Below are 21851 nucleotides of genomic sequence, written 5' to 3' on the forward strand. Positions count from 1 at the left end.
CTTCAGCACCTGACGGAGAGTCTGCGGCAGAATACCGGAAACCGCGACGGGGGCTTTTTCACCCTGCGAAGCGCCTTCCAGGATTTGCACCTCGTTGCAGCAACGGCTGGCGAATTCAGGAAAACGGCAGGCAAAATGAAAGAAACAGCGGCAAAAAGTGTGACAAGGACTGCGTCACGCCGCGGCGACGTGTATAATAGGCTCGTATGTAGGACCTCTTTCGATAACCACATACAAAAGACACTCATGGCTCAAGGCACGCTTTATATTGTTTCCGCCCCTAGCGGCGCGGGTAAATCCAGCCTGATTCAGGCTTTATTAAAAACCCAACCGTTGTATGACACCCAGGTATCGGTTTCCCATACCACGCGGGCGCCGCGTCCGGGTGAAGTGCACGGCGAACACTATTTCTTCGTGAATCACGACGAATTCCGCTCGATGATTGGCGAAAACGCGTTTCTGGAACATGCAGAGGTCTTTGGCAACTATTACGGCACGTCGCGTAAAGCGATCGAGCAGGTGCTGGCGACCGGTGTTGATGTCTTCCTCGATATCGACTGGCAGGGCGCGCAGCAGATCCGTAAAAGCATGCCGGGCGCACGCAGCATTTTTATTCTGCCGCCGTCAAAAGATGAACTGGACCGTCGCCTGCGCGGCCGCGGCCAGGACAGCGAAGAGGTGATCGCGAAACGAATGGCCCAGGCCGTTGCGGAAATGAGCCATTACGCCGAGTATGATTACCTGATTGTGAATGATGATTTTGACACCGCCCTGAGCGACCTGAAAAATATCATCCGCGCTGAACGTCTGCGCATGAGCCGCCAAAAGCAGCGACATGGCGCTTTAATCACCAAACTATTGGCAGACTGAACCCACATTCAGTATCATGCCCAGTCATTTCTTCACCTGTGGAGCATTTTAAGTATGGCACGCGTAACTGTTCAGGACGCTGTAGAGAAAATTGGTAACCGTTTTGACCTGGTACTGGTCGCCGCGCGTCGCGCTCGTCAGATGCAGGTAGGCGGAAAGGATCCGCTGGTACCGGAAGAAAACGATAAAACCACCGTAATCGCACTGCGCGAAATCGAAGAAGGTCTGATCAACAACCAGATCCTCGACGTACGTGAGCGCCAGGAACAGCAAGAGCAGGAAGCCGCTGAATTACAAGCCGTTACCGCGATTGCTGAAGGTCGTCGTTAATCACACAGCGGGTCGCCCTTGTATCTGTTTGAAAGCCTGAATCAGCTGATTCAAAACTACCTGCCGGAAGACCAGATCAAACGTCTGCGGCAGGCGTATCTCGTTGCACGTGACGCTCACGAGGGTCAGACACGTTCAAGCGGTGAACCTTATATCACGCACCCGGTCGCGGTAGCCTGTATTCTGGCCGAGATGAAGCTCGACTACGAAACGCTGATGGCCGCGCTGCTGCATGATGTGATTGAAGATACTCCCGCCACCTACCAGGACATGGAACAGCTTTTTGGTAAAAGCGTCGCCGAACTGGTAGAGGGGGTATCGAAACTTGATAAGCTCAAGTTCCGCGATAAGAAAGAGGCGCAGGCCGAAAACTTTCGTAAAATGATCATGGCGATGGTGCAGGACATCCGCGTCATCCTCATCAAGCTTGCCGACCGCACCCACAACATGCGTACCCTGGGCTCGCTACGCCCGGATAAACGCCGCCGCATCGCCCGCGAAACGCTGGAAATCTACAGCCCGCTGGCGCACCGTTTAGGTATCCATCACATCAAAACTGAGCTCGAAGAGCTGGGCTTTGAGGCGCTGTACCCGAACCGCTACCGCGTCATTAAAGAGGTGGTCAAAGCGGCGCGCGGCAACCGTAAAGAGATGATCCAAAAGATCCTCTCGGAAATCGAAGGGCGTTTGCAGGAAGCGGGGATCCCCTGCCGCGTCAGCGGTCGCGAAAAGCATCTGTACTCGATCTACTGCAAAATGGTGCTCAAAGAGCAGCGTTTTCACTCGATCATGGATATCTACGCCTTCCGCGTTATCGTCCATGATGCCGATGTCTGCTACCGCGTGCTTGGCCAGATGCACAGCCTCTATAAACCGCGTCCAGGTCGTTTCAAAGATTATATCGCCATTCCGAAAGCGAACGGCTATCAGTCTTTGCACACCTCGATGATCGGCCCCCACGGCGTCCCGGTCGAGGTACAAATTCGTACCGAAGACATGGACCAGATGGCGGAGATGGGGGTCGCGGCGCACTGGGCTTATAAAGAGCACGGCGGCGAAAGCAGCACCACCGCGCAAATCCGCGCCCAGCGCTGGATGCAAAGCCTGCTGGAGCTGCAGCAGAGCGCCGGCAGCTCGTTTGAATTTATTGAGAGCGTTAAATCCGATCTGTTTCCCGATGAGATTTACGTTTTCACCCCGGAAGGGCGCATTGTCGAACTGCCCGCTGGCGCCACGCCGGTGGACTTCGCCTATGCGGTGCATACCGATATCGGCCATGCCTGCGTCGGCGCGCGCGTCGACCGCCAGCCCTATCCACTGTCGCAGCCGCTCTCCAGCGGTCAGACTGTCGAAATTATTACCGCGCCGGGCGCACGTCCGAATGCCGCCTGGCTGAACTTTGTCGTCAGCTCGAAGGCGCGCGCCAAGATCCGTCAGCTGCTGAAAAACCTCAAGCGCGATGACTCGGTCAGCCTTGGCCGTCGTCTGCTCAACCACGCGCTGGGCGGTAGCCGCAAACTCGCCGAGATCCCGCCGGAGAATATCCAGCGCGAGCTCGACCGGATGAAGCTGGCCTCGCTTGACGATCTGCTGGCGGAGATCGGTCTGGGCAACGCCATGAGCGTGGTGGTGGCGAAAAACCTGCAGCAGGGCGAAGCCGCTGCGGCACCGGTGCCGGCCAATGCCTCGAACCACGGCCATCTACCGATCAAAGGCGCCGATGGCGTGCTGATCACTTTCGCCAAATGCTGTCGTCCGATCCCCGGTGACCCGATTATCGCCCACGTCAGTCCCGGCAAAGGGCTGGTTATCCATCATGAATCCTGTCGTAACATCCGCGGCTACCAGAAAGAGCCGGAGAAATTTATGGCGGTTGAGTGGGATAAAGAGACCGCTCAGGAGTTCATCACGGAGATCAAGGTGGATATGTTTAACCACCAGGGCGCACTGGCTAACCTGACGGCGGCGATCAACACCGCCTCTTCCAATATCCAGAGTCTGAATACGGAAGAGAAAGATGGCCGCGTATACAGCGCCTTTATCCGCCTGACCGCCCGCGACCGCGTGCATCTGGCGAATATCATGCGCAAAATCCGCGTCATGCCGGACGTGATTAAAGTCACCCGTAACCGAAATTAGCTTTTAGACAAAACATTCGAATTGCATCAAGGCAGCAAGCGAATGACAAATCTGCCGGGAGCAGATTTGAACGCTGCTTGCAGGCCCCGTCAGGGGAGAGGCTCAGGGATGGGCCGCGTGATCCGCAGCGACTAAAGAGGTAATTCGAAGGATGAAGTGTAATGAATTCACAGCGTTACGCGCGTATCTGCGAGATGCTCGCCAGGCGTCAGCCTGACCTGACGGTCTGCATGGAGCAGGTCCATAAGCCCCATAACGTCTCTGCGGTCATCCGGACCGCAGACGCCGTTGGCGTACACGAGGTGCACGCGGTCTGGCCGAGCAGCCGGATGCGCACCATGGCCTCCGCCGCCGCGGGCAGCAACAGCTGGGTGCAGGTGAAAACCCACCGTACCATCGCAGATGCCGTCGGCCACCTCAAAGGCCAGGGTATGCAAATCCTCGCCACCCATCTTTCCGGCAAAGCCATCGATTTCCGTGAAATCGACTATACGCGCCCAACCTGCATCCTGATGGGTCAGGAGAAAACCGGCATCACTCAGGAAGCGCTGGCCCTGGCCGATCAGGACATTATTATCCCGATGATCGGCATGGTGCAGTCGCTGAACGTCTCCGTCGCCTCGGCGCTGATCCTGTATGAAGCCCAGCGGCAGCGACAAAACGCCGGGATGTACCAACGCGCCAACAGCATGCTGCCGCCGGAAGAGCAGCAGCGCCTGCTGTTTGAAGGCGGCTATCCGGTGCTGGCCCGCGTCGCGAGACAGAAAGGGCTGCCTTACCCCCACGTTAACGAGCAGGGCGAAGTGGAAGCCGATGCCGCGTGGTGGGCCACCATGCAGGCTGCGAGGTAAACCCCATGTCAGGCCGCCTGTTAGATGCCGTTCCGCTCAGTTCACTCACCGGCGTTGGGGCTGCGCAGAGCAGCAAGCTGGCGAAGATCGGCCTGCATACGGTACAGGATCTGCTGCTGCACCTGCCTTTGCGCTACGAAGATCGCACCCATCTTTACCCGATAGCCGATCTGCTGCCCGGGGTTTATGCCACCGTGGAAGGCGAAGTGCTCAACAGCAATATCACCTTCGGCGGCCGCCGAATGATGACCTGCCAGATCAGCGATGGCACCGGCATCCTCACCATGCGCTTTTTCAACTTCAACGCGGCGATGAAAAACAGCCTCGCGACCGGTCGACGAGTGCTGGCCTACGGTGAAGCCAAACGCGGGAAGTACGGCGCCGAGATGATCCACCCGGAATACCGCGTCCAGGGCGATATGAGCACCCCGGAGCTGCAGGAGACCCTGACGCCGGTCTACCCGACTACCGAAGGCATTAAGCAGGCGACCCTGCGCAAGCTCACCGATCAGGCGCTCGAGCTGCTCGAGACCTGCGCAATTAGCGAACTCCTGCCGCCGGAGCTGGCGCAGGGGATGATGAGCCTGCCGGAGGCGCTGCGTACGCTGCACCGTCCGCCTCCCTCCTTGCAACTTAGCGAGCTGGAAAGCGGCAAGCACCCGGCGCAGCAGCGCCTGATTCTGGAAGAGCTGCTGGCGCACAACCTTAGTATGCTGGCGCTACGGGCAGGCGCCCAGCGCTATCACGCCCTGCCGCTCGGCGCCAACGATACCCTGAAAAATCAGCTGCTGGCCTCCCTGCCCTTTAAGCCCACCGGCGCGCAGGCGCGGGTCACCGCCGAGATTGAGCGCGATATGGCGCTGGACGTGCCGATGATGCGCCTGGTGCAGGGCGACGTTGGCTCCGGTAAAACGCTGGTCGCCGCCCTGGCCGCTCTGCGCGCTATCGCCCACGGCAAACAGGTGGCGCTGATGGCGCCCACCGAACTGCTCGCCGAGCAGCACGCCAACAACTTCCGCAGCTGGTTTGCACCGCTGGGCATTGAGGTCGGCTGGCTGGCGGGCAAACAGAAAGGCAAAGCACGCCAGGCGCAGCAGGACGCTATCGCCAGCGGCGAGGTGCAGATGATTGTCGGCACCCACGCCATCTTCCAGGAACAGGTGCAGTTTAACGGCCTGGCGCTGGTGATCATCGACGAACAGCACCGCTTCGGCGTACACCAGCGGCTGGCGCTGTGGGAGAAAGGTCAGCAGCAAGGTTTCCACCCGCATCAGCTGATCATGACCGCCACGCCGATCCCGCGCACCCTGGCGATGACTGCCTACGCCGACCTCGATACCTCGGTTATCGACGAGCTGCCGCCGGGCCGAACCCCGGTGACTACCGTCGCTATCCCGGACACCCGGCGCAGCGATATTATTGACCGCGTGCGCAACGCTTGCACCCACGAAGGCCGCCAGGCGTATTGGGTCTGTACGCTGATTGAGGAGTCCGATCTGCTGGAGGCCCAGGCGGCGGAAGCGACCTGGGAGGAGCTCAAGCTGGCGCTGCCGGAGCTGAATATCGGTCTGGTGCACGGGCGGATGAAACCGGCGGAGAAGCAGGCGGTGATGCAGGCTTTCAAGCAGGGCGAAATGCATCTGCTGGTGGCCACTACGGTCATTGAAGTCGGTGTCGACGTACCGAACTCGAGCCTGATGATTATCGAAAACCCGGAACGTCTGGGTCTGGCGCAGCTGCACCAGCTCAGAGGGCGCGTCGGGCGCGGCGCGGTCGCTTCCCACTGCGTGCTACTCTATAAATCGCCGCTCTCTAAAACGGCGCAGAAACGCCTGCAGGTGCTGCGTGACAGTAACGACGGTTTCGTCATCGCCCAGAAAGACCTTGAAATTCGCGGTCCCGGTGAGCTGCTCGGCACCCGCCAGACCGGCAACGCTGAGTTTAAAGTGGCGGATTTGCTGCGCGATCAGGTGATGATCCCCGACGTTCAGCGCATAGCGCGCCACATTCATGAACGCTATCCGCTGCAGGCCCAGGCGCTGATCGAGCGCTGGATGCCGGAAACCGAACGCTATTCCAACGCGTAGCGCGCTTTTGCCGCGCTGCGGGCAATCTTTCTACACAATGAGTGGATTATGAAACGAGAACTGGCCATCGAATTTTCGCGTGTCACCGAAGCCGCCGCGCTGGCGGGCTATAAATGGCTGGGCCGCGGCGATAAAAACTCCGCCGACGGCGCAGCGGTTAACGCCATGCGCATTATGCTTAACCTCGTCAATATCGACGGCACCATCGTCATCGGCGAGGGCGAAATCGATGAAGCGCCGATGCTCTATATCGGCGAAAAAGTGGGCACCGGCCAGGGCGATGCGGTGGATATCGCCGTCGATCCCATCGAAGGTACCCGGATGACGGCGATGGGCCAGGCTAATGCCCTGGCAGTGATGGCGGTCGGCGATAAAGGCTGCTTCCTCAACGCGCCGGATATGTATATGGAAAAGCTGATTGTCGGCCCAGGCGCTAAAGGCGCTATCGATCTCAATCTGCCGCTGGAAGAGAACCTGCGCAATATCGCCCGCGCGCTGAACAAGCCGCTGGGCGAGCTGACCGTCACCGTGCTGGCGAAACCGCGCCACGATGCGGCGATTGCTCAGCTGCAGCAGCTGGGCGTGCGCGTGTTCGCCATTCCCGATGGCGACGTCGCGGCCTCCATTCTCACCTGCATGCCGGATAGCGAAGTGGACGTGCTGTACGGCATCGGCGGCGCGCCGGAAGGGGTGGTTTCCGCCGCGGTGATCCGCGCGCTCGACGGCGATATGCAGGGCCGCCTGCTGGCTCGTCACCACGTGAAGGGCGACAGCGAAGAGAATCGCCGCATCGGTGAAAACGAGCTGGCGCGCTGCAAAACCATGGGCATCGAAGCGGGTAAAGTGCTGCGCCTTGATGAAATGGCGCGCAGCGATAACGTCGTCTTCTCCGCTACCGGCATCACCAAAGGCGATCTGTTGGACGGCATTACCCGTAAGGGCAATATGGCCACCACCGAGACGCTGCTGATCCGCGGCAAGTCGCGCACCATCCGTCGGATCCAGTCGATTCATTACCTCGACCGTAAAGATCCGGACGTCCAGCAGCACATCCTGTAATACCGCTTTCTCTCCTCCAGGCAACCGTCCGCGGGCGGTTGTCCTGTTCTTCGTTTATATTTGATCAATAGAGCTTTCTTGCGCCTGCGGGGTGGAAATCTTGCCCGTCTGGGCCGAAGATAAGGCATCGCTTGGCAACAGGAGAAGACGATGGCGGACTGGGTTAGCGGCAAAGTGACAAAAGTGGAGTACTGGACGGACGCCTTGTTCAGTTTATACGTGCGGGCGCCTGTCCATCCGTTTACCGCCGGGCAATTTACCAAGCTCGGGCTGGAAATCGACGGCGAACGCGTGCAGCGCGCCTATTCCTACGTCAACGCCCCCGGCAATCCCGATCTCGAGTTCTATCTGGTCACCGTCCCGGAAGGCAAGCTGAGCCCGCGTCTGGCGGCGCTGAAACCGGGCGATGAGGTCCAGGTGGTGAGCGAAGCGGCTGGCTTCTTCGTCCTCGAGGAAGTACCGGATTGCGATACTCTGTGGATGCTGGCGACCGGCACCGCCCTCGGGCCTTATCTGTCGATTCTCCAGGAAGGCAAAGATCTTGAGCGATTTACTCATCTGGTGCTGGTCCACGCCGTGCGCTACGCCGCGGACCTGAGCTATCTGCCGCTGATGCGCGAGCTTGAGCAGCGCTACGCCGGCAAATTACGCATCCAGACGGTGGTCAGCCGCGAAACCGTGGCAGGCTCGCTGACCGGCCGGGTGCCGTTCCTGATTGAAACCGGGGCGCTGGAGGAGGCGGTCGGCCTGCCGATGACCCGCGACACCAGCCATGTGATGCTGTGCGGCAACCCGCAGATGGTACGCGATACCCAACAGCTGTTAAAAGAGACCCGGCAGATGACCAAACATCTGCGTCGCCGGCCGGGCCACATGACGGCGGAGCACTACTGGTAATCAGGCGTCCGCTTTCCAGCGCACGTCCTGGGTCTCCTTGCCGAACTTATTCTCGCCCTGGGTGCCGACAAACGCCCCAAGGTCGATCAGCATCATGACGATAATCAGCGTCGGTACAAAGCGCCCGACGCCCCACTGCCAGACCTGCGGCAGCATCGCCCAGTTCCCCGCCAGCAGCATCCACGCCAGAATCATCAGCAGCGCCCACAGTCCGGATTTGCCGCGATCGTGCAGCCGCTTCACCACCACCGCCGCCGTCGGCCACAGCAGGCAGACAATAATAAACGCCGCCGTCTGCAGATTAAGCAGATTGCTGCCTGCCAGGGTGAACAGCGCGCTCATGGTCACCAGCCAAATGGCAATCCAGATCCAGAAATCGCGGCGGCCAATGCGCCCTTTAATTGAGAATAACCACTGCTGTAGGGTCATGCGTTTTTCCTTATCATCATCGTCTGCGTAGTTTACCCTGGCGTCGTGACTTTTTGACAAGCGCCGCGCTTCCCGATTTAATCGTCAGCAGGCAAAAAAAGGAACGACGGGCATGAAGAAGTGGACAATCTTGTGTTTCAGTGGGCTGATGGGCCTTGCCGTCGGCCCGCATGCGTTGTCCGCAGAAAGCGAATCGACGACCGCTGCCCCCTACCTGCTCGCCGGCGCGCCGAGCTTTGACCTGTCGATCAGCCAGTTCCGGGAAAAATTTAACGTCGATAACCCGAAGCTGCCTCTGAATGAATTCCGTTCCATATCAACCAGCCGCGATCGGGCTAACCTGACCCGCGCCGCCAGCAAGATTAACGAAAATCTCTATGCCTCCACCGCGCTGGAGCGCGGCACGCTGAAGATCAAATCCATGCAGATCACCTGGCTGCCGATCCAGGGGCCGGAGCAAAAGGCGGCGAAGGCCAAAGCGCTGGAGTATATGAGCGCCATGATCCGCGCCTTCGTGCCCACCCTTAGTCCGGCGCAGAGCCAGCAAAAACTGCAGAAACTGCTGACTGCCGGCAAAGGCAAACGCTACTTCTCCGACACCGAGGGCGCCGTGCGCTATGTGGTGGCAGATCATGGTGAAAAGGGTCTGACCTTCGCTGTTGAACCGATTAAGCTGGCGCTATCTGAAACGCTGGAAGGTAACAATAAATGACAAAAAGCAAAGCCTTTCCAGTGACGAGTCTCTATACTGTTTCACAGACCATGCTGCCCTCTGGGGCGGCTATATTCCTTAATTCGCTTAAGTAGCGTGGAGAATTAAAATGCGACATCCTTTAGTGATGGGTAACTGGAAACTGAACGGCAGCCGCCACATGGTAAACGAACTGGTTGCGAACCTGCGTACCGAGCTGGCTGGCGTAAGCGGCTGCGCAGTTGCCATCGCCCCGCCGGAAATGTATCTGGACCTGGCTAAGCGTGCGGCAGAAGGCAGCCACATCCACCTGGGCGCGCAGAACGTTGACGTAAACCTGTCCGGCGCTTTCACCGGTGAAACCTCCGCCGAAATGCTGAAAGATATCGGCGCGCAGTACATCATCATCGGCCACTCCGAGCGTCGTACCTACCACAAAGAATCCGACGAGCTGATTGCGAAGAAATTCGCCGTGCTGAAAGAGCAGGGTCTGACTCCGGTACTGTGCATCGGTGAAACCGAAGCCGAAAACGAAGCGGGCAAAACGGAAGAAGTTTGCGCACGTCAGATCGACGCGGTACTGAAAACGCAGGGCGCTGCCGCTTTCGAAGGCGTGGTTATCGCTTACGAACCTGTATGGGCTATCGGTACCGGCAAATCCGCGACCCCGGCTCAGGCTCAGGCGGTGCACAAATTCATCCGTGACCACATTGCTAAAGCTGACGCGAAAATCGCTGAGCAAGTGATCATCCAGTACGGCGGTTCCGTTAACGCTGGCAACGCCGCAGAGCTGTTCACCCAGCCGGACATCGACGGCGCGCTGGTTGGCGGCGCCTCCCTGAAAGCTGACGCTTTCGCGGTGATCGTTAAAGCAGCAGAAGCAGCGAAAAAAGCGTAATTCGCTTTTCCCGGTGGCGACACGCGACCGGGTTGACTGACAAAACGTGGGAGCCCGGCTTAGCACAGCGCAAGCCGGGCTTTCTTTTGCCGTTACAGTTTCCCCAACAGCTGATACCACGCGTAGTCCAGCGGCAGTAAAATCAAATAGCTCACCGCCGCCAGCGCCAGACAAAGCAACATTCCCGCCCTCGCCGGGACTTTGCCTAACCCCATCGCGACCACGATTGGCGACGCCTGATACGGCAGCAGCGGCGTGGAATAGCCCAGCACCTGAATCATAATCACGCTCAGCAGCGGGAAGCCGGTGGCGTCGGCAAAGCTCTGGGCAAAGGTGGTATACAGCGCCGGCACGCCGTTGGCGGTCATAATAAAGTTCAGCGCGCTGGTAATTCCGGTCAGCGCCAGAAAGCTGGTGAAAGGATTGTCTTTATCCAGGGGCATCACCTGCAGCAGCGCATTGCCCACCACGCCGCCAATCCCGGTTTGGGTGACGGTGATCGCTAGCCCCAAAATCCCGGCAACATAAATACAGGTGCGCATATTCACCCCGCTGGCAAACTCTTCGCCGCTGATAAAGCCCACCCGCGGCAGCAGCGTGACCACCGCCGCCGCCAGGCCGGTCCACGCCGGGCCGATGCCATGCCAGCTCTCGGTCACCCACAGCGTGAGGACCACCGCCAGCAGCCACGCCAGACGCTTCTCGTCGCGGCTCATCGCCGGCAGCGGCGCCAGGTCGCGCGGCGGATGCGGCTTACCGGGAAACAGCCAGCAGATCAGCGCCACCAGCGCCGCCCCTTTCAGCCAGCCAAGCACCGGCGTATGCAGCAGTAAATAGGGAACATAATTCAGATGGATACCGTACGAGCCCTCCGCCGCGCCGCTCATCACCAGATTCGGCACGTTGGCGGGCAAAATCGTCGCCGAAAGCTGAAAGGTGCCGAACCCCACCGCCAGCGCCAGGCCGAACCAGCCGCGGCTGCCGTCGGCAATGCCCGCCCGGCGGGCCATCGCCGCCACGATCGGCATCAGCAGCGCGATGCGCCCCATGTTGGAAGGCATCACGAACGCCAGGGCATAGCTCAGGAGTACCACGCTGGCGACCATCCGCGGCCAGGAGTCGGTTAGCCGCGCCGACAGCGCCTGCGCCGCCCGGTCCGCCAGCCCGGTTTTACGGATCGCGATGCCGAGCACAAAGCCGCTGAACACCAGCCAGAAGGCCGAGGAGGCAAAGCCGCCAAAGATCACCTCCGGCGGGGCGATTTTCGCCATCATCGCCGCAGCGAAAAACAGCAGCGCGGTGATAAATTCCGGCAGCAGCGACGACGCCCAGAGCACAATGGTAACGCCGACAATCAGTGAAGGGAGGAACAGCGGGTGGGTAAGCCAGAGCGACATGCCTGTCTCCTGTCGTTTTTTTCAGCAAGAATACGACGACAGGTAAGACAGGTAAACGCCAGAACTAGTGGTTTGCGTTAAGGATGGCGCAGCGATGATCCTGAATTTCTTCCGCTGAAGCCCGGTTCAGGGTCAGCAGGTTACGCTCCGTCGCCAGCAGCACCAGCGAGCCGTCGCTCTGCTGCGCCATCGCCAGCGCATAGCGTCCCATATGCTGACGCGCCTCCGGCACCTCTTCCGCCAGCATCAGGAACGGGCTGCGCTGGGCGAGCTCCGCCTCCGTCACCCGGCGCGCCAGATATTCATGGCCCTGAAGCCCACCCGGCAACGGCAGCCAGCGGCTGCTGATCGCCGCCGCATCCTTGTCTAACTGCGCGCGCACATCAGGGCGCAGGCAGGAGATATGAATATGGAAATGGTTTTGCGTGCGTCCGCTGCGCGAGTTGATCGCCAGCGATACCGCGTTATCGGGAACCGGCGCGCCGTGGCGCTGGCTCATGATCTCACGCCCCTGCCAGGCCTGCCAGAAGAAGTTCGGCGTCAGTGGATCCAACAGCAGCGGGCTTTCGGTGCCGTTAATGCGGTAGGTCGGCATCAGCAAATACTGCAGCGGGCCGTTACGATCTTTAAACAGCACATAGCCGCCCTTGAGGTTCACTTCGGCACACGGCGACGGGTTTTGCTGCTGTTGCTGATGGGGAACGCACTGCTGCAGAACAATCTTGCGCAACGCGTCCGGGTTGCCAGAGTGCAGCCAGTAGTAGCCGCCCGCCAGCGCCGCGAGGATCGCCACCAGCAGCGCCAGCAAAAAGTATCTTACTCTTCTCATTTTCATTCCCTGTTAAGCCTGAAGCGGAAGAGTAACGTAATTTGATGACTAAATGAAAACAGATGACGGGCGGAGCGTTTTCCGGGTCGCGGCTGGCGCCTTACCCGGGCTACGTACGGCGCAAAACTGTAGCCCTGCTAAGCGTAGCGCAAGCAGGGATTCCCGGGTAGCGGCTGACGCCTTACCCGGGTTACGCACAGCGCAAAACTGTAGCCCTGCTAAGCGTAGCGCAAGCAGGGACAAGAGAATTAACGCTGGCTAATCTGGTCGAAGGTGCCGCCGTTGGAGAAGTGCTCTTTCTGCGCTTTCGTCCAGCCGCCGAACTCCTGATCGATAGTGAACAGTTTCAGTTTCGGGAATTCATTAGCATATTTCTTCGCCACGTTCGGATCGCGCGGACGGTAGAAGTTCTTCGCCGCAATCTCCTGGCCTTCCGGCGAGTAGAGATACTTCAGGTACGCTTCCGCCACCTGGCGGGTGCCTTTCTTATCCACGACTTTATCGACCACCGAAACGGTCGGCTCAGCCAGAATCGACTCACTCGGGGTCACGATTTCAAACTTGTCTTTGCCCAGTTCGTTGGTCGCCAGCAGCGCTTCGTTTTCCCAGGCGATCAGCACATCGCCGATCCCGCGTTCTACGAAGGTATTGGTCGAACCGCGCGCGCCAGAGTCCAGCACTTCCACGTTTTTATACAGCGCCTTGACGAAATCCTGGGCTTTCGCCTGGTCGCCATGGTTCTGATGCAGGGCATAGCCCCATGCCGCCAGGTAGTTCCAGCGAGCGCCGCCGGAGCTTTTCGGGTTCGGGGTGATGACCGACACGCCCGGTTTGATCAGGTCGTTCCAGTCATGGATCTGTTTCGGGTTGCCCTTACGGACAAGGAACACGATGGTGGAAGTATAAGGCGCGGAGTTATCCGGCAGGCGCTTCAGCCAGTTTTTATCGATACGACCGCGCTCAGCGATCGCGTCGACGTCGTAGGCCAGCGCCAGCGTAACCACATCCGCTTCAATACCGTTAATCACCGAGGTCGCCTGCTTGCCGGAACCGCCGTGCGACTGGCGGATCACCACGTTGTCGCCGGTCTCCTGCTTCCAGTGCGCGCTGAACGCTTTGTTGTACTGTTCGTACAGCTCGCGCGTTGGATCATAAGATACGTTTAATAGCTGAAAATCTTTTGCCAGAACGCTGGCGGATGCCAGCAACAGAGTTAACCCTACGCCCCACTTATTCATCGCACCGCTCTCTTTATGTCGTGTTGTGATGGGCTAAGCGTGCCAGAAAGCGATTCAATGATTAAAGAATAAAAAAAGATTGGCTATAACTTGCGAGAATAAAGGAAGGGATAAGGAACACCCCCTCCCTGGCGGGAGAGGGCGCGAAGCGATTAGACTTCTTCCATGCGGCCCAGCAGCGCCTGCAGACGCTCCTGCCAGCCCTGCTGCTGCTCTTTCAGCTGGCTGTTTTCGCGCTCCAGCTCTTCACGACCATGCTGCGCGCTCTGAACTTCCTGCGCCAGGGTGTTGTTCTTTTCTTTCAGCTCTTCGATTTCCATCTGCAACAGAGTGATGGTATCAATCGCCTGCTGAACCTTAGATTCTAATTTCTCAAACACTTCTAATGACATCGTCATACCTCTCCTGAACTTGCAAGGCGTTGATAGAAACTGGTGTTTCGTATACGCGGTCCCGCCTTAACGAAAATTAGCGCACATAGCGGTGTTATCGTCGATTGTATGAATCCCCGCCTCCCCTGTCCAGCGGCAAGCCGCGCAGATTGCGGTTTGCAACACTTTTCAGTCTTTACCTGGTACTTTCAGCGCAGTTCGCTCGTACTTCATGAGCCATTGTTAATTTTATGGTTAACAAAATGCGAGGTGAAACGCTCCGGCAGCGCGCTCAATGCGCGCGAATGGCGCGAAAACGCTCATTTTCTTGACGTGGTACACACATTTGAAGTTCGATATTTCTCGTTTTTGCTCGTTAACGATAAATTAACACTATGCCTACATGGCAATATGGTCGTCTGTGACCACCCTACATACAATAATCATCACCACGCTTCAGGATTCGATTATGAGCCAAACATCAACCTTAAAAGGCCAGTGCATCGCAGAGTTCCTCGGTACCGGGTTGTTGATCTTTTTCGGCGTTGGGTGCGTGGCTGCGCTCAAGGTCGCGGGAGCCAGCTTCGGACAGTGGGAAATCAGCATCATCTGGGGTCTGGGCGTCGCCATGGCGATCTACCTGACCGCAGGCGTATCCGGTGCGCACCTTAACCCTGCGGTGACTATCGCGCTCTGGCTGTTCGCCTGCTTCGATGGCCGCAAAGTAGTTCCTTTTATTATTTCGCAATTCGCTGGCGCCTTTTGCGCTGCGGCATTAGTTTACGGGCTTTATTACAATCTTTTCCTCGATTATGAAACCACCCACCATATGGTACGCGGCAGCGTGGAAAGCCTTGATCTGGCTGGCATCTTCTCCACTTACCCGAACCCGCATATCAATTTTGTGCAGGCCTTCGCGGTAGAGATGGTGATTACCGCTATCCTGATGGGCGTCATCCTGGCACTGACCGACGATGGCAACGGTGTGCCGCGCGGCCCGCTGGCGCCGCTGCTGATCGGCCTGCTGATCGCGGTGATTGGCGCCTCCATGGGACCGCTGACCGGCTTCGCCATGAACCCGGCGCGTGATATCGGCCCGAAAGCCTTCGCCTGGCTGGCCGGCTGGGGCGACGTCGCCTTCACCGGCGGTAAAGATATTCCTTATTTCCTGGTGCCGCTGTGCGCACCGGTGGTCGGCGCGGCGCTGGGCGCGTTCAGCTATCGTAAGCTGATTGGCCGCCACCTGCCTTGCGACACCTGCGTGGACGAAGAGCAAGAGAGCCCCTCCTCTTCCTCCACTCAACATAAAGCTTCGCTGTAATCTGACTACGGGACACCGACTATGACCGACAAAAAATATATCGTTGCGCTTGACCAGGGCACTACCAGCTCCCGGGCCGTTGTGATGGATCATGATGCCAATATCGTCAGCGTCTCCCAGCGAGAATTCGAACAAATTTATCCTAAGCCAGGCTGGGTTGAACACGACCCGATGGAAATCTGGGCGTCCCAAAGCTCGACGCTGGTCGAAGCGCTGGCCAAAGCGGATATCAACTCCGATCAGATCGCGGCCATCGGTATCACCAACCAGCGTGAGACCGTGGTGGTGTGGGAGCGCGAGACCGGCAAACCGATCTATAACGCCATCGTCTGGCAGTGCCGCCGCACCGCCGAGATCTGCGAGCAGCTCAAGCGTGACGGGATGGAGGAGTATATCCGCAAGGCCACTGGCCTGGTGGTGGACCCCTACTTCTCCGGCACCAAGGTGAAATGGATCCTCGACCATGTCGAAGGTTCCCGTGAGCGTGCGAAGCGCGGTGAGCTGCTGTTCGGCACCGTGGACACCTGGCTTATCTGGAAGATGACCCAGGGTCGCGTGCACGTCACCGACTACACCAACGCCTCGCGTACCATGCTGTTCAACATCCACGACCTGGACTGGGACGACAAGATGCTCGACGCGCTGGATATTCCGCGCGCCATGCTGCCGGAAGTACGCAAGTCGTCCGAAGTGTACGGCCAGACCAACATCGGTGGTAAAGGCGGGACCCGTATTCCTATCGCCGGGATCGCCGGTGACCAGCAGGCGGCCCTGTTCGGCCAGCTGTGCGTTAAGGAAGGGATGGCGAAAAATACCTACGGCACCGGCTGCTTTATGCTGATGAACACCGGCGAAAAAGCGGTGACCTCCACTCACGGTCTGCTGACCACCATCGCCTGCGGTCCGCGCGGCGAGGTGAACTACGCACTGGAAGGGGCGGTGTTTATGGCTGGCGCCTCCATTCAGTGGCTGCGCGACGAGATGAAGCTCATCAGCGATGCGTTCGATTCCGAGTACTTCGCCACCAAAGTGAAGGACACCAACGGCGTGTACGTCGTGCCTGCGTTCACCGGTCTTGGCGCGCCGTACTGGGACCCCTATGCCCGCGGCGCGATTTTCGGCCTCACCCGTGGCGTGAACTCGAACCACATTATCCGTGCGACGCTGGAGTCCATCGCCTATCAGACCCGCGACGTGCTGGAAGCGATGCAGGCTGACTCCGGTATCCGTCTGCATGCGCTGCGCGTGGATGGCGGCGCGGTGGCCAACAACTTCCTCATGCAGTTCCAGTCCGATATCCTCGGCACCCGCGTGGAGCGTCCGGAAGTGCGCGAAGTGACAGCCCTGGGCGCCGCCTATCTGGCCGGTCTGGCGGTCGGCTTCTGGCAGAACCTCGATGAGCTGCAGGAAAAAGCGGTGATTGAGCGTGAATTCCGCCCGGGGATTGAAACCACTGAGCGTAACTATCGTTACAGCGGCTGGAAGAAAGCGGTGAAACGCGCGTTAGCGTGGGAAGAGCACGACGAAGCGTAAGATTGTGGAGGTATTCCCGGCTTGCGGCGTAAACGCCTTAGCCGGGCTACAAAACCCCAAACAGCACGATCTTGTAGCCCGGACAGGTGCGCAGCACCGCCTCCGGGTTTTTTATCAACCAAATATCGGCAGCAACAGGTACAGCTTAATCACCAGCGCGTTGACGATATCGATAAAGAACGCCCCCACCATCGGCACCACCAGGAAGGCCATATGTGACGGGCCGAAACGGTCGGTAATTGCCTGCATATTGGCGATCGCCGTTGGCGTTGCCCCCAGACCAAACCCGCAATGCCCGGCTGCCAGCACCGCGGCATCGTAGTTTTTACCCATCATCCGATAGGTGACGAACACCGCATACAGCGCCATCGCTACCGCCTGCACCGCCAGGATAATAATCATCGGCAGCGCCAGAGAAGCCAGTTCCCAGAGCTTGAGGCTCATCAGCGCCATGGCGAGGAACAGCGACAGGCTGACGTTGCCCAGCACCGACACCGCGCGATCGAACACCCGATACAGCCCCGCCAGCGCCAGGCTGTTGCTGAGGATCACGCCGATAAACAGCACGCAGACAAAGGTCGGCAATTCAAAGACACTGCCCGCCAGCAGTTGCGCAACCACCTTGCCCACCGTCAGACAGATGGCGATCAGGGCGATACTCTCGATCAGCACCAGCGAGGTGATCACCCGCCCCACGTCCGGCTTTTCGAAGGCGGTCGGCGCCACCTGATCGTCCGGCGTCCCGTCCGGCGAGGAAGAGTGTTTCACCAGGTAACGCGCCACCGGGCCGCCGATCAGGCCGCCGAGCACCAGGCCGAAAGTCGCGCAGGCCATCGCCACCTCGGTGGCGTTGGCAAAACCATAGCGCTCAACGAACAGCTTGCTCCATGCCGCCCCGGTGCCGTGGCCGCCGGAAAGGGTAATAGAACCGGCCAGCAGACCCATCAGCGGATCCAGGCCCAACAGCTTCGCCATGCCGATACCGAGGGCGTTCTGCAGCAGCAACAGACCAACCACCACAATCAGAAAGGTACCCAGTACCTTGCCGCCAGCCCGCAGGCTGGCCAGGTTGGCGTTCAGACCGATGGTGGCGAAGAACGCCAGCATCAGCGGATCTTTGAGGCTCATATCGAAATCAATATCGATATCCATACTTTTTTTCAGCACCAGCAGCGCCAGCGCCACCAGCAGACCGCCGGCAACAGGTTCAGGAATGGTGTATTTCTTGAGGAGGGGTACGGTTTGGACGAGTTTTCTGCCGAGTAATAGCACAAGCGTTGCGGCAACGAGCGTCGATAAGGTATCGAGATGAAACATAAAAAGCTCCTTATGGGCGCATGATCCATTCACACGCGACGATATTCCTGGTGTCTTTAGCTTCTCTTCATGAGGAGGCAGAGGGGGATTTTACGCAGAACGGCGGAAAAAATGACAGAAAAAGATATTTTGTATCCTGAATGATGCGATTTAGCATACAAAATGTTAATAATCTCGTTGCGCATATTCACAGCATAAATTTTTATGGGCAAACGCTGGCAAACGTTTGCTTTTGGTCTACAGTCCGATAAAATTCCCGCTTTGCCACCTTGGGATTGCTTGTGATGTCCGTTAACACCGCAGAGTCAGAAAATGCGCAACCGGTTGCGCATAAACCAGCCAGCGAATTAATTTACCGCCTCGAAGATCGCCCGCCCCTACCGCAAACCCTGTTCGCCGCCTTCCAGCACCTGCTGGCGATGTTTGTCGCGGTGATCACCCCGGCGCTATTAATCTGCCAGGCTCTCGGTCTCCCGGCGCAAGATACCCAACATATCATCAGCATGTCGCTGTTCGCCTCCGGCGTGGCCTCCATTATTCAGATCAAAGCCTGGGGCCCGGTCGGTTCCGGACTGCTCTCCATCCAGGGCACCAGCTTCAACTTTGTCGCCCCGCTGATCATGGGCGGCACCGCGCTGAAAACCGGCGGCGCCGACGTCCCGACGATGATGGCCGCCCTGTTCGGCACCCTGATGCTGGCCAGCTGCACGGAAATGGTCCTCTCCCGCGTCCTGCACCTCGCGCGCCGCATCATTACCCCGCTGGTCTCCGGCGTGGTGGTGATGATCATCGGCCTGTCGCTGATTCAGGTTGGGTTGACCTCCATCGGCGGCGGCTACGCGGCGATGGCCGACCATACCTTCGGCGCGCCGAAGAACCTGCTGCTGGCGGGCATCGTGCTGGCGCTGATCATCATTCTCAACCGCCAGCGTAATCCCTATTTGCGCATCGCTTCGCTGGTGATTGCCATGGCGGCGGGCTATCTGGCGGCGTGGTTCCTCGATATGCTGCCGGCCAACACCGCCCCGACCAACAGCAGCCTCATCACCGTCCCGACGCCACTCTACTATGGCCTCGGCATTGACTGGAGCCTGCTGCTGCCGCTGATGCTGGTGTTTATGATCACCTCCCTGGAAACCATCGGCGATATCACCGCCACCTCTGATGTCTCCGAGCAGCCTGTCTCCGGTCCGCTGTATATGAAACGCCTGAAAGGCGGCGTGCTGGCTAACGGCCTCAACTCCTTTGTGTCCGCGGTCTTCAACACCTTCCCGAACTCCTGCTTCGGCCAGAACAACGGCGTGATCCAGCTGACCGGCGTCGCCAGCCGCTACGTCGGCTTTGTGGTGGCGCTGATGCTGATCGTCCTCGGGCTGTTCCCGGCGGTGAGCGGCTTCGTACAGCATATCCCTGAGCCAGTGCTCGGCGGCGCCACGCTGGTGATGTTCGGCACCATCGCCGCGTCCGGCGTGCGCATCGTCTCCCGCGAGCCGCTGAATCGCCGGGCGATCCTGATTATCGCCCTGTCGCTGGCGGTGGGCCTCGGCGTGTCGCAGCAGCCGTTGATCCTGCAGTTCGCGCCGGACTGGCTGAAGAATCTGCTCTCCTCCGGTATCGCCGCCGGCGGTATCACGGCGATTGTTCTGAATTTAATTTTCCCGCCAGAAAAAGCCTGATTTAACGCGTCCCGGTCGTGCCATCGGCCGGGGCACCCTGGCGCTGCCCTCCACCGCCTGCCCCGTCACGGAAATAAACCACGCCTGCCTTGAGAAGTGCGCATAAATCGGGCATAACACGGTTATGTGCATCTCACAGAATGGAAGACCATGAAATTTCTTGGAAAGCTGATTCTCTGGCTGCTAGTCGCTCTGCTGCTCGTCATCGTTGGCGCGTGGTTCCTGCTGCAAACCCACTGGGGCGCCCGCCAGGCCAGCGCCTGGCTCAGCAATGGCACCGGCTGGCAGGTCTCCTTCGATGCGATGGACCACGATTTCTCCTCCCCTCTTCATGTGCAGTTGCAAAACGTCACCTTTGGCCGGGAAGGCAAGCCGGCAACCCTGGTGGCGAAAACGGTCGATATTGGCTTCAGCACCCGCCAGTTTAGCGACCCGCTGCATGCGGATGAGATTGTCCTTAACGACGGCACCCTGAATCTGTCACCCCACTCTGCCGACCTGCCGTTCGCTGCAGACCGGCTAATGTTGCGCAATATGGCCTTCAATAGTCCGGAAACCGGCTGGGCGCTCAGCGCGCAGCGCGTCACTGGCGGCGTCAGCCCATGGGCGCCGGAGGCAGGCAATGTGCTGGGGAAAACGGCGCAGATCCAGATGAGCGCGGGCTCGATGACGCTCAATGGCGTCGAAGCCAGCAATGTTCTGATTCAGGGCAAGATTGATCAGGGCGAGGTCACCCTCTCCACCCTCGGCGCCGATGTCGCCCGCGGCACCTTAACCGGCAATGCGAAACGCAGCGCCGACGGCAGCTGGCTGGTGGATAACCTGCAGCTCAATGAGATCCGACTGCAGAGCGCCGCCTCGCTGGCCGACTTTTTCGCGCCGTTAACCACGGTCCCCTCTCTGCAGATTGGCCGCCTGGATATCACCGACGCCCGCCTGCAGGGGCCGGACTGGGCGGTAACCGACCTCGACCTGAGCCTGCGCAACCTGACGCTCAGTCACGGCGGCTGGCAGAGCCAGGACGGCACGCTGTCGATGAATGCCAGCGAATTTATCTACGGCTCGCTGCACTTTTTCGACCCGATCCTGAATGCCGAATTTTCACCCCAGGGTATTGCCCTGCGCCAGTTCTCCTCGCGCTGGGAGGGCGGCATGGTGCGAACCTCCGGCAACTGGCTGCGCGCCGGTAACGCGCTGGTGCTTGACGACACCGCCTTCGCCGGGCTCGAGTACACGCTGCCGGCGAACTGGAAGCCACTGTGGATAGCGCCGCTGCCGGCCTGGCTGCAAAGCCTGACGCTGAAAAAATTCAGCGCCAGCCGCAACCTGATCATCGATGTGGACCCAGCCTTCCCATGGCAGATTACCGCTCTCGATGGCTATGGCGGCGAGCTTCAGCTGGTGAAAAACGGCAGCTGGGGGGTGTGGAACGGTAGCGCGACGCTGAACGCCGCGGCGGCGACCTTTAACCGAATTGACGTGCGTCGCCCTTCACTCAAGCTGAGCGCCACGGCGTCGACGGTCAATATCACTGAGCTCAGCGCCTTCACCGAGCGCGGCATTCTGCAGGCCACCGCCGCGGTATCCCAGCTGCCGCAGCGCCAGGTCAATTTGAGCCTGAACGGCCGCGGCGTGCCGCTGAATATTCTGCAGGCCTGGGGCTGGCCTTCGCTCCCCATTAGCGGGGATGGCAACCTCCAGCTGACCGCCAGCGGCAGCGTGCAGGCCGATGCCCCGCTCAAGCCGACGGTCAACGCACAGCTTAGCGCCGTAAATATGGAGAAACAGCAGGTGGCGCAAACCATGCGCAACGGCGAGGTCAATACCGCCCCCGCCGCGCCAGCGCCCGCTCCCGTCACGCCCTAGCGATGCCCCATCCCCCTCTCCCCCACGGGGAGAGGGAACGCTTCTCTGCAAA

General features: G+C 59.3%; 19 protein-coding genes. 13 read left to right on the forward strand and 6 right to left on the reverse strand.

The annotated features are described in order from the left end of the window. Positions 1–246: 246 nt before the first annotated feature. From gmk to fpr, 7 genes are all read left to right on the forward strand, one after another. Entirely contained in the window at positions 247–870 is a 624-nt protein-coding gene (gene gmk / locus ACLH1I_RS20810) for a guanylate kinase (protein ID WP_002922664.1), read from the forward strand. A 54-nt stretch (positions 871–924) separates the two neighbouring features. Then, entirely contained in the window at positions 925–1200 is a 276-nt protein-coding gene (rpoZ, locus tag ACLH1I_RS20815; protein ID WP_000135058.1) for a DNA-directed RNA polymerase subunit omega, read from the forward strand. Positions 1201–1218: 18 nt separating this feature from the next. Then, positions 1219–3339, forward strand: coding sequence for a bifunctional GTP diphosphokinase/guanosine-3',5'-bis pyrophosphate 3'-pyrophosphohydrolase (gene spoT, locus ACLH1I_RS20820; protein WP_004205080.1), 2121 nt, complete (start codon positions 1219–1221; stop codon positions 3337–3339). A 161-nt stretch (positions 3340–3500) separates the two neighbouring features. After that, positions 3501–4190, forward strand: a complete 690-nt coding sequence (gene trmH / locus ACLH1I_RS20825; RefSeq protein ID WP_023319341.1) for a tRNA (guanosine(18)-2'-O)-methyltransferase TrmH — start codon at positions 3501–3503, stop codon at positions 4188–4190. Positions 4191–4195: 5 nt separating this feature from the next. Further along, on the forward strand, positions 4196–6277 hold the full coding sequence (recG, locus tag ACLH1I_RS20830; RefSeq protein WP_151629196.1) for an ATP-dependent DNA helicase RecG: 2082 nt from the start codon (positions 4196–4198) through the stop codon (positions 6275–6277). A gap of 48 nt (positions 6278–6325) precedes the next feature. Beyond that, a complete protein-coding gene (glpX, locus tag ACLH1I_RS20835) occupies positions 6326–7336 on the forward strand; it encodes a class II fructose-bisphosphatase (RefSeq protein WP_004205085.1) in 1011 nt (336 codons plus the stop codon). A gap of 150 nt (positions 7337–7486) precedes the next feature. Continuing rightward, complete coding sequence (gene fpr / locus ACLH1I_RS20840; protein ID WP_048293911.1) at positions 7487–8233, forward strand: ferredoxin--NADP(+) reductase; 747 nt, start codon at positions 7487–7489, stop codon at positions 8231–8233. On the opposite strand, the gene ACLH1I_RS20845 is transcribed toward fpr, so the two are convergent. Then, on the reverse strand, positions 8234–8662 hold the full coding sequence (locus ACLH1I_RS20845) for a DUF805 domain-containing protein (protein WP_004173894.1): 429 nt from the start codon (positions 8660–8662) through the stop codon (positions 8234–8236). A 112-nt stretch (positions 8663–8774) separates the two neighbouring features. Between ACLH1I_RS20845 and ACLH1I_RS20850 the strand changes: the two genes are divergently transcribed. Further along, on the forward strand, positions 8775–9374 hold the full coding sequence (locus ACLH1I_RS20850; protein WP_043522751.1) for a YiiQ family protein: 600 nt from the start codon (positions 8775–8777) through the stop codon (positions 9372–9374). A gap of 109 nt (positions 9375–9483) precedes the next feature. Continuing rightward, complete coding sequence (tpiA, locus tag ACLH1I_RS20855; protein WP_002922909.1) at positions 9484–10251, forward strand: triose-phosphate isomerase; 768 nt, start codon at positions 9484–9486, stop codon at positions 10249–10251. Between the two features lie 92 nt (positions 10252–10343). Here the strand turns inward: tpiA and ACLH1I_RS20860 are convergent, their stop codons facing one another. The 4 genes from ACLH1I_RS20860 to zapB form a co-directional block, all read right to left on the reverse strand. Further along, a complete protein-coding gene (locus ACLH1I_RS20860) occupies positions 10344–11648 on the reverse strand; it encodes an SLC13 family permease (RefSeq protein ID WP_049003196.1) in 1305 nt (434 codons plus the stop codon). Positions 11649–11712: 64 nt separating this feature from the next. Then, positions 11713–12483 carry a CDP-diacylglycerol diphosphatase gene (locus ACLH1I_RS20865; RefSeq protein WP_192796527.1) on the reverse strand — a complete coding sequence of 257 codons (771 nt, stop codon included), beginning with the start codon at positions 12481–12483 and terminating at the stop codon, positions 11713–11715. Positions 12484–12725: 242 nt separating this feature from the next. Next, on the reverse strand, positions 12726–13715 hold the full coding sequence (locus ACLH1I_RS20870; protein WP_004205090.1) for a sulfate ABC transporter substrate-binding protein: 990 nt from the start codon (positions 13713–13715) through the stop codon (positions 12726–12728). 152 nt (positions 13716–13867) lie between these two features. Beyond that, positions 13868–14113, reverse strand: a complete 246-nt coding sequence (gene zapB, locus ACLH1I_RS20875; protein WP_086075620.1) for a septal ring assembly protein ZapB — start codon at positions 14111–14113, stop codon at positions 13868–13870. Between the two features lie 442 nt (positions 14114–14555). On the opposite strand from zapB, the gene ACLH1I_RS20880 reads away from it, so the two are divergent. Together ACLH1I_RS20880 and glpK are read left to right on the forward strand one after the other, a co-directional pair. After that, a complete protein-coding gene (locus tag ACLH1I_RS20880) occupies positions 14556–15407 on the forward strand; it encodes an MIP/aquaporin family protein (RefSeq protein ID WP_004205091.1) in 852 nt (283 codons plus the stop codon). Between the two features lie 21 nt (positions 15408–15428). Next, a complete protein-coding gene (gene glpK, locus ACLH1I_RS20885) occupies positions 15429–16940 on the forward strand; it encodes a glycerol kinase GlpK (RefSeq protein ID WP_004873089.1) in 1512 nt (503 codons plus the stop codon). A 114-nt stretch (positions 16941–17054) separates the two neighbouring features. Here the strand turns inward: glpK and gltS are convergent, their stop codons facing one another. Further along, a complete protein-coding gene (gene gltS / locus ACLH1I_RS20890) occupies positions 17055–18257 on the reverse strand; it encodes a sodium/glutamate symporter (protein WP_004901437.1) in 1203 nt (400 codons plus the stop codon). Between the two features lie 284 nt (positions 18258–18541). On the opposite strand from gltS, the gene ACLH1I_RS20895 reads away from it, so the two are divergent. Together ACLH1I_RS20895 and ACLH1I_RS20900 are read left to right on the forward strand one after the other, a co-directional pair. After that, positions 18542–19933, forward strand: coding sequence for a nucleobase:cation symporter-2 family protein (locus tag ACLH1I_RS20895; RefSeq protein ID WP_004150226.1), 1392 nt, complete (start codon positions 18542–18544; stop codon positions 19931–19933). Between the two features lie 150 nt (positions 19934–20083). Then, on the forward strand, positions 20084–21799 hold the full coding sequence (locus ACLH1I_RS20900) for an AsmA family protein (RefSeq protein WP_099441753.1): 1716 nt from the start codon (positions 20084–20086) through the stop codon (positions 21797–21799). Positions 21800–21851 lie beyond the last annotated feature (52 nt).

This window comes from Klebsiella sp. 1SOBk10mer, from assembly GCF_046602535.1.
Taxonomy (GTDB): domain Bacteria; phylum Pseudomonadota; class Gammaproteobacteria; order Enterobacterales; family Enterobacteriaceae; genus Klebsiella; species Klebsiella quasipneumoniae.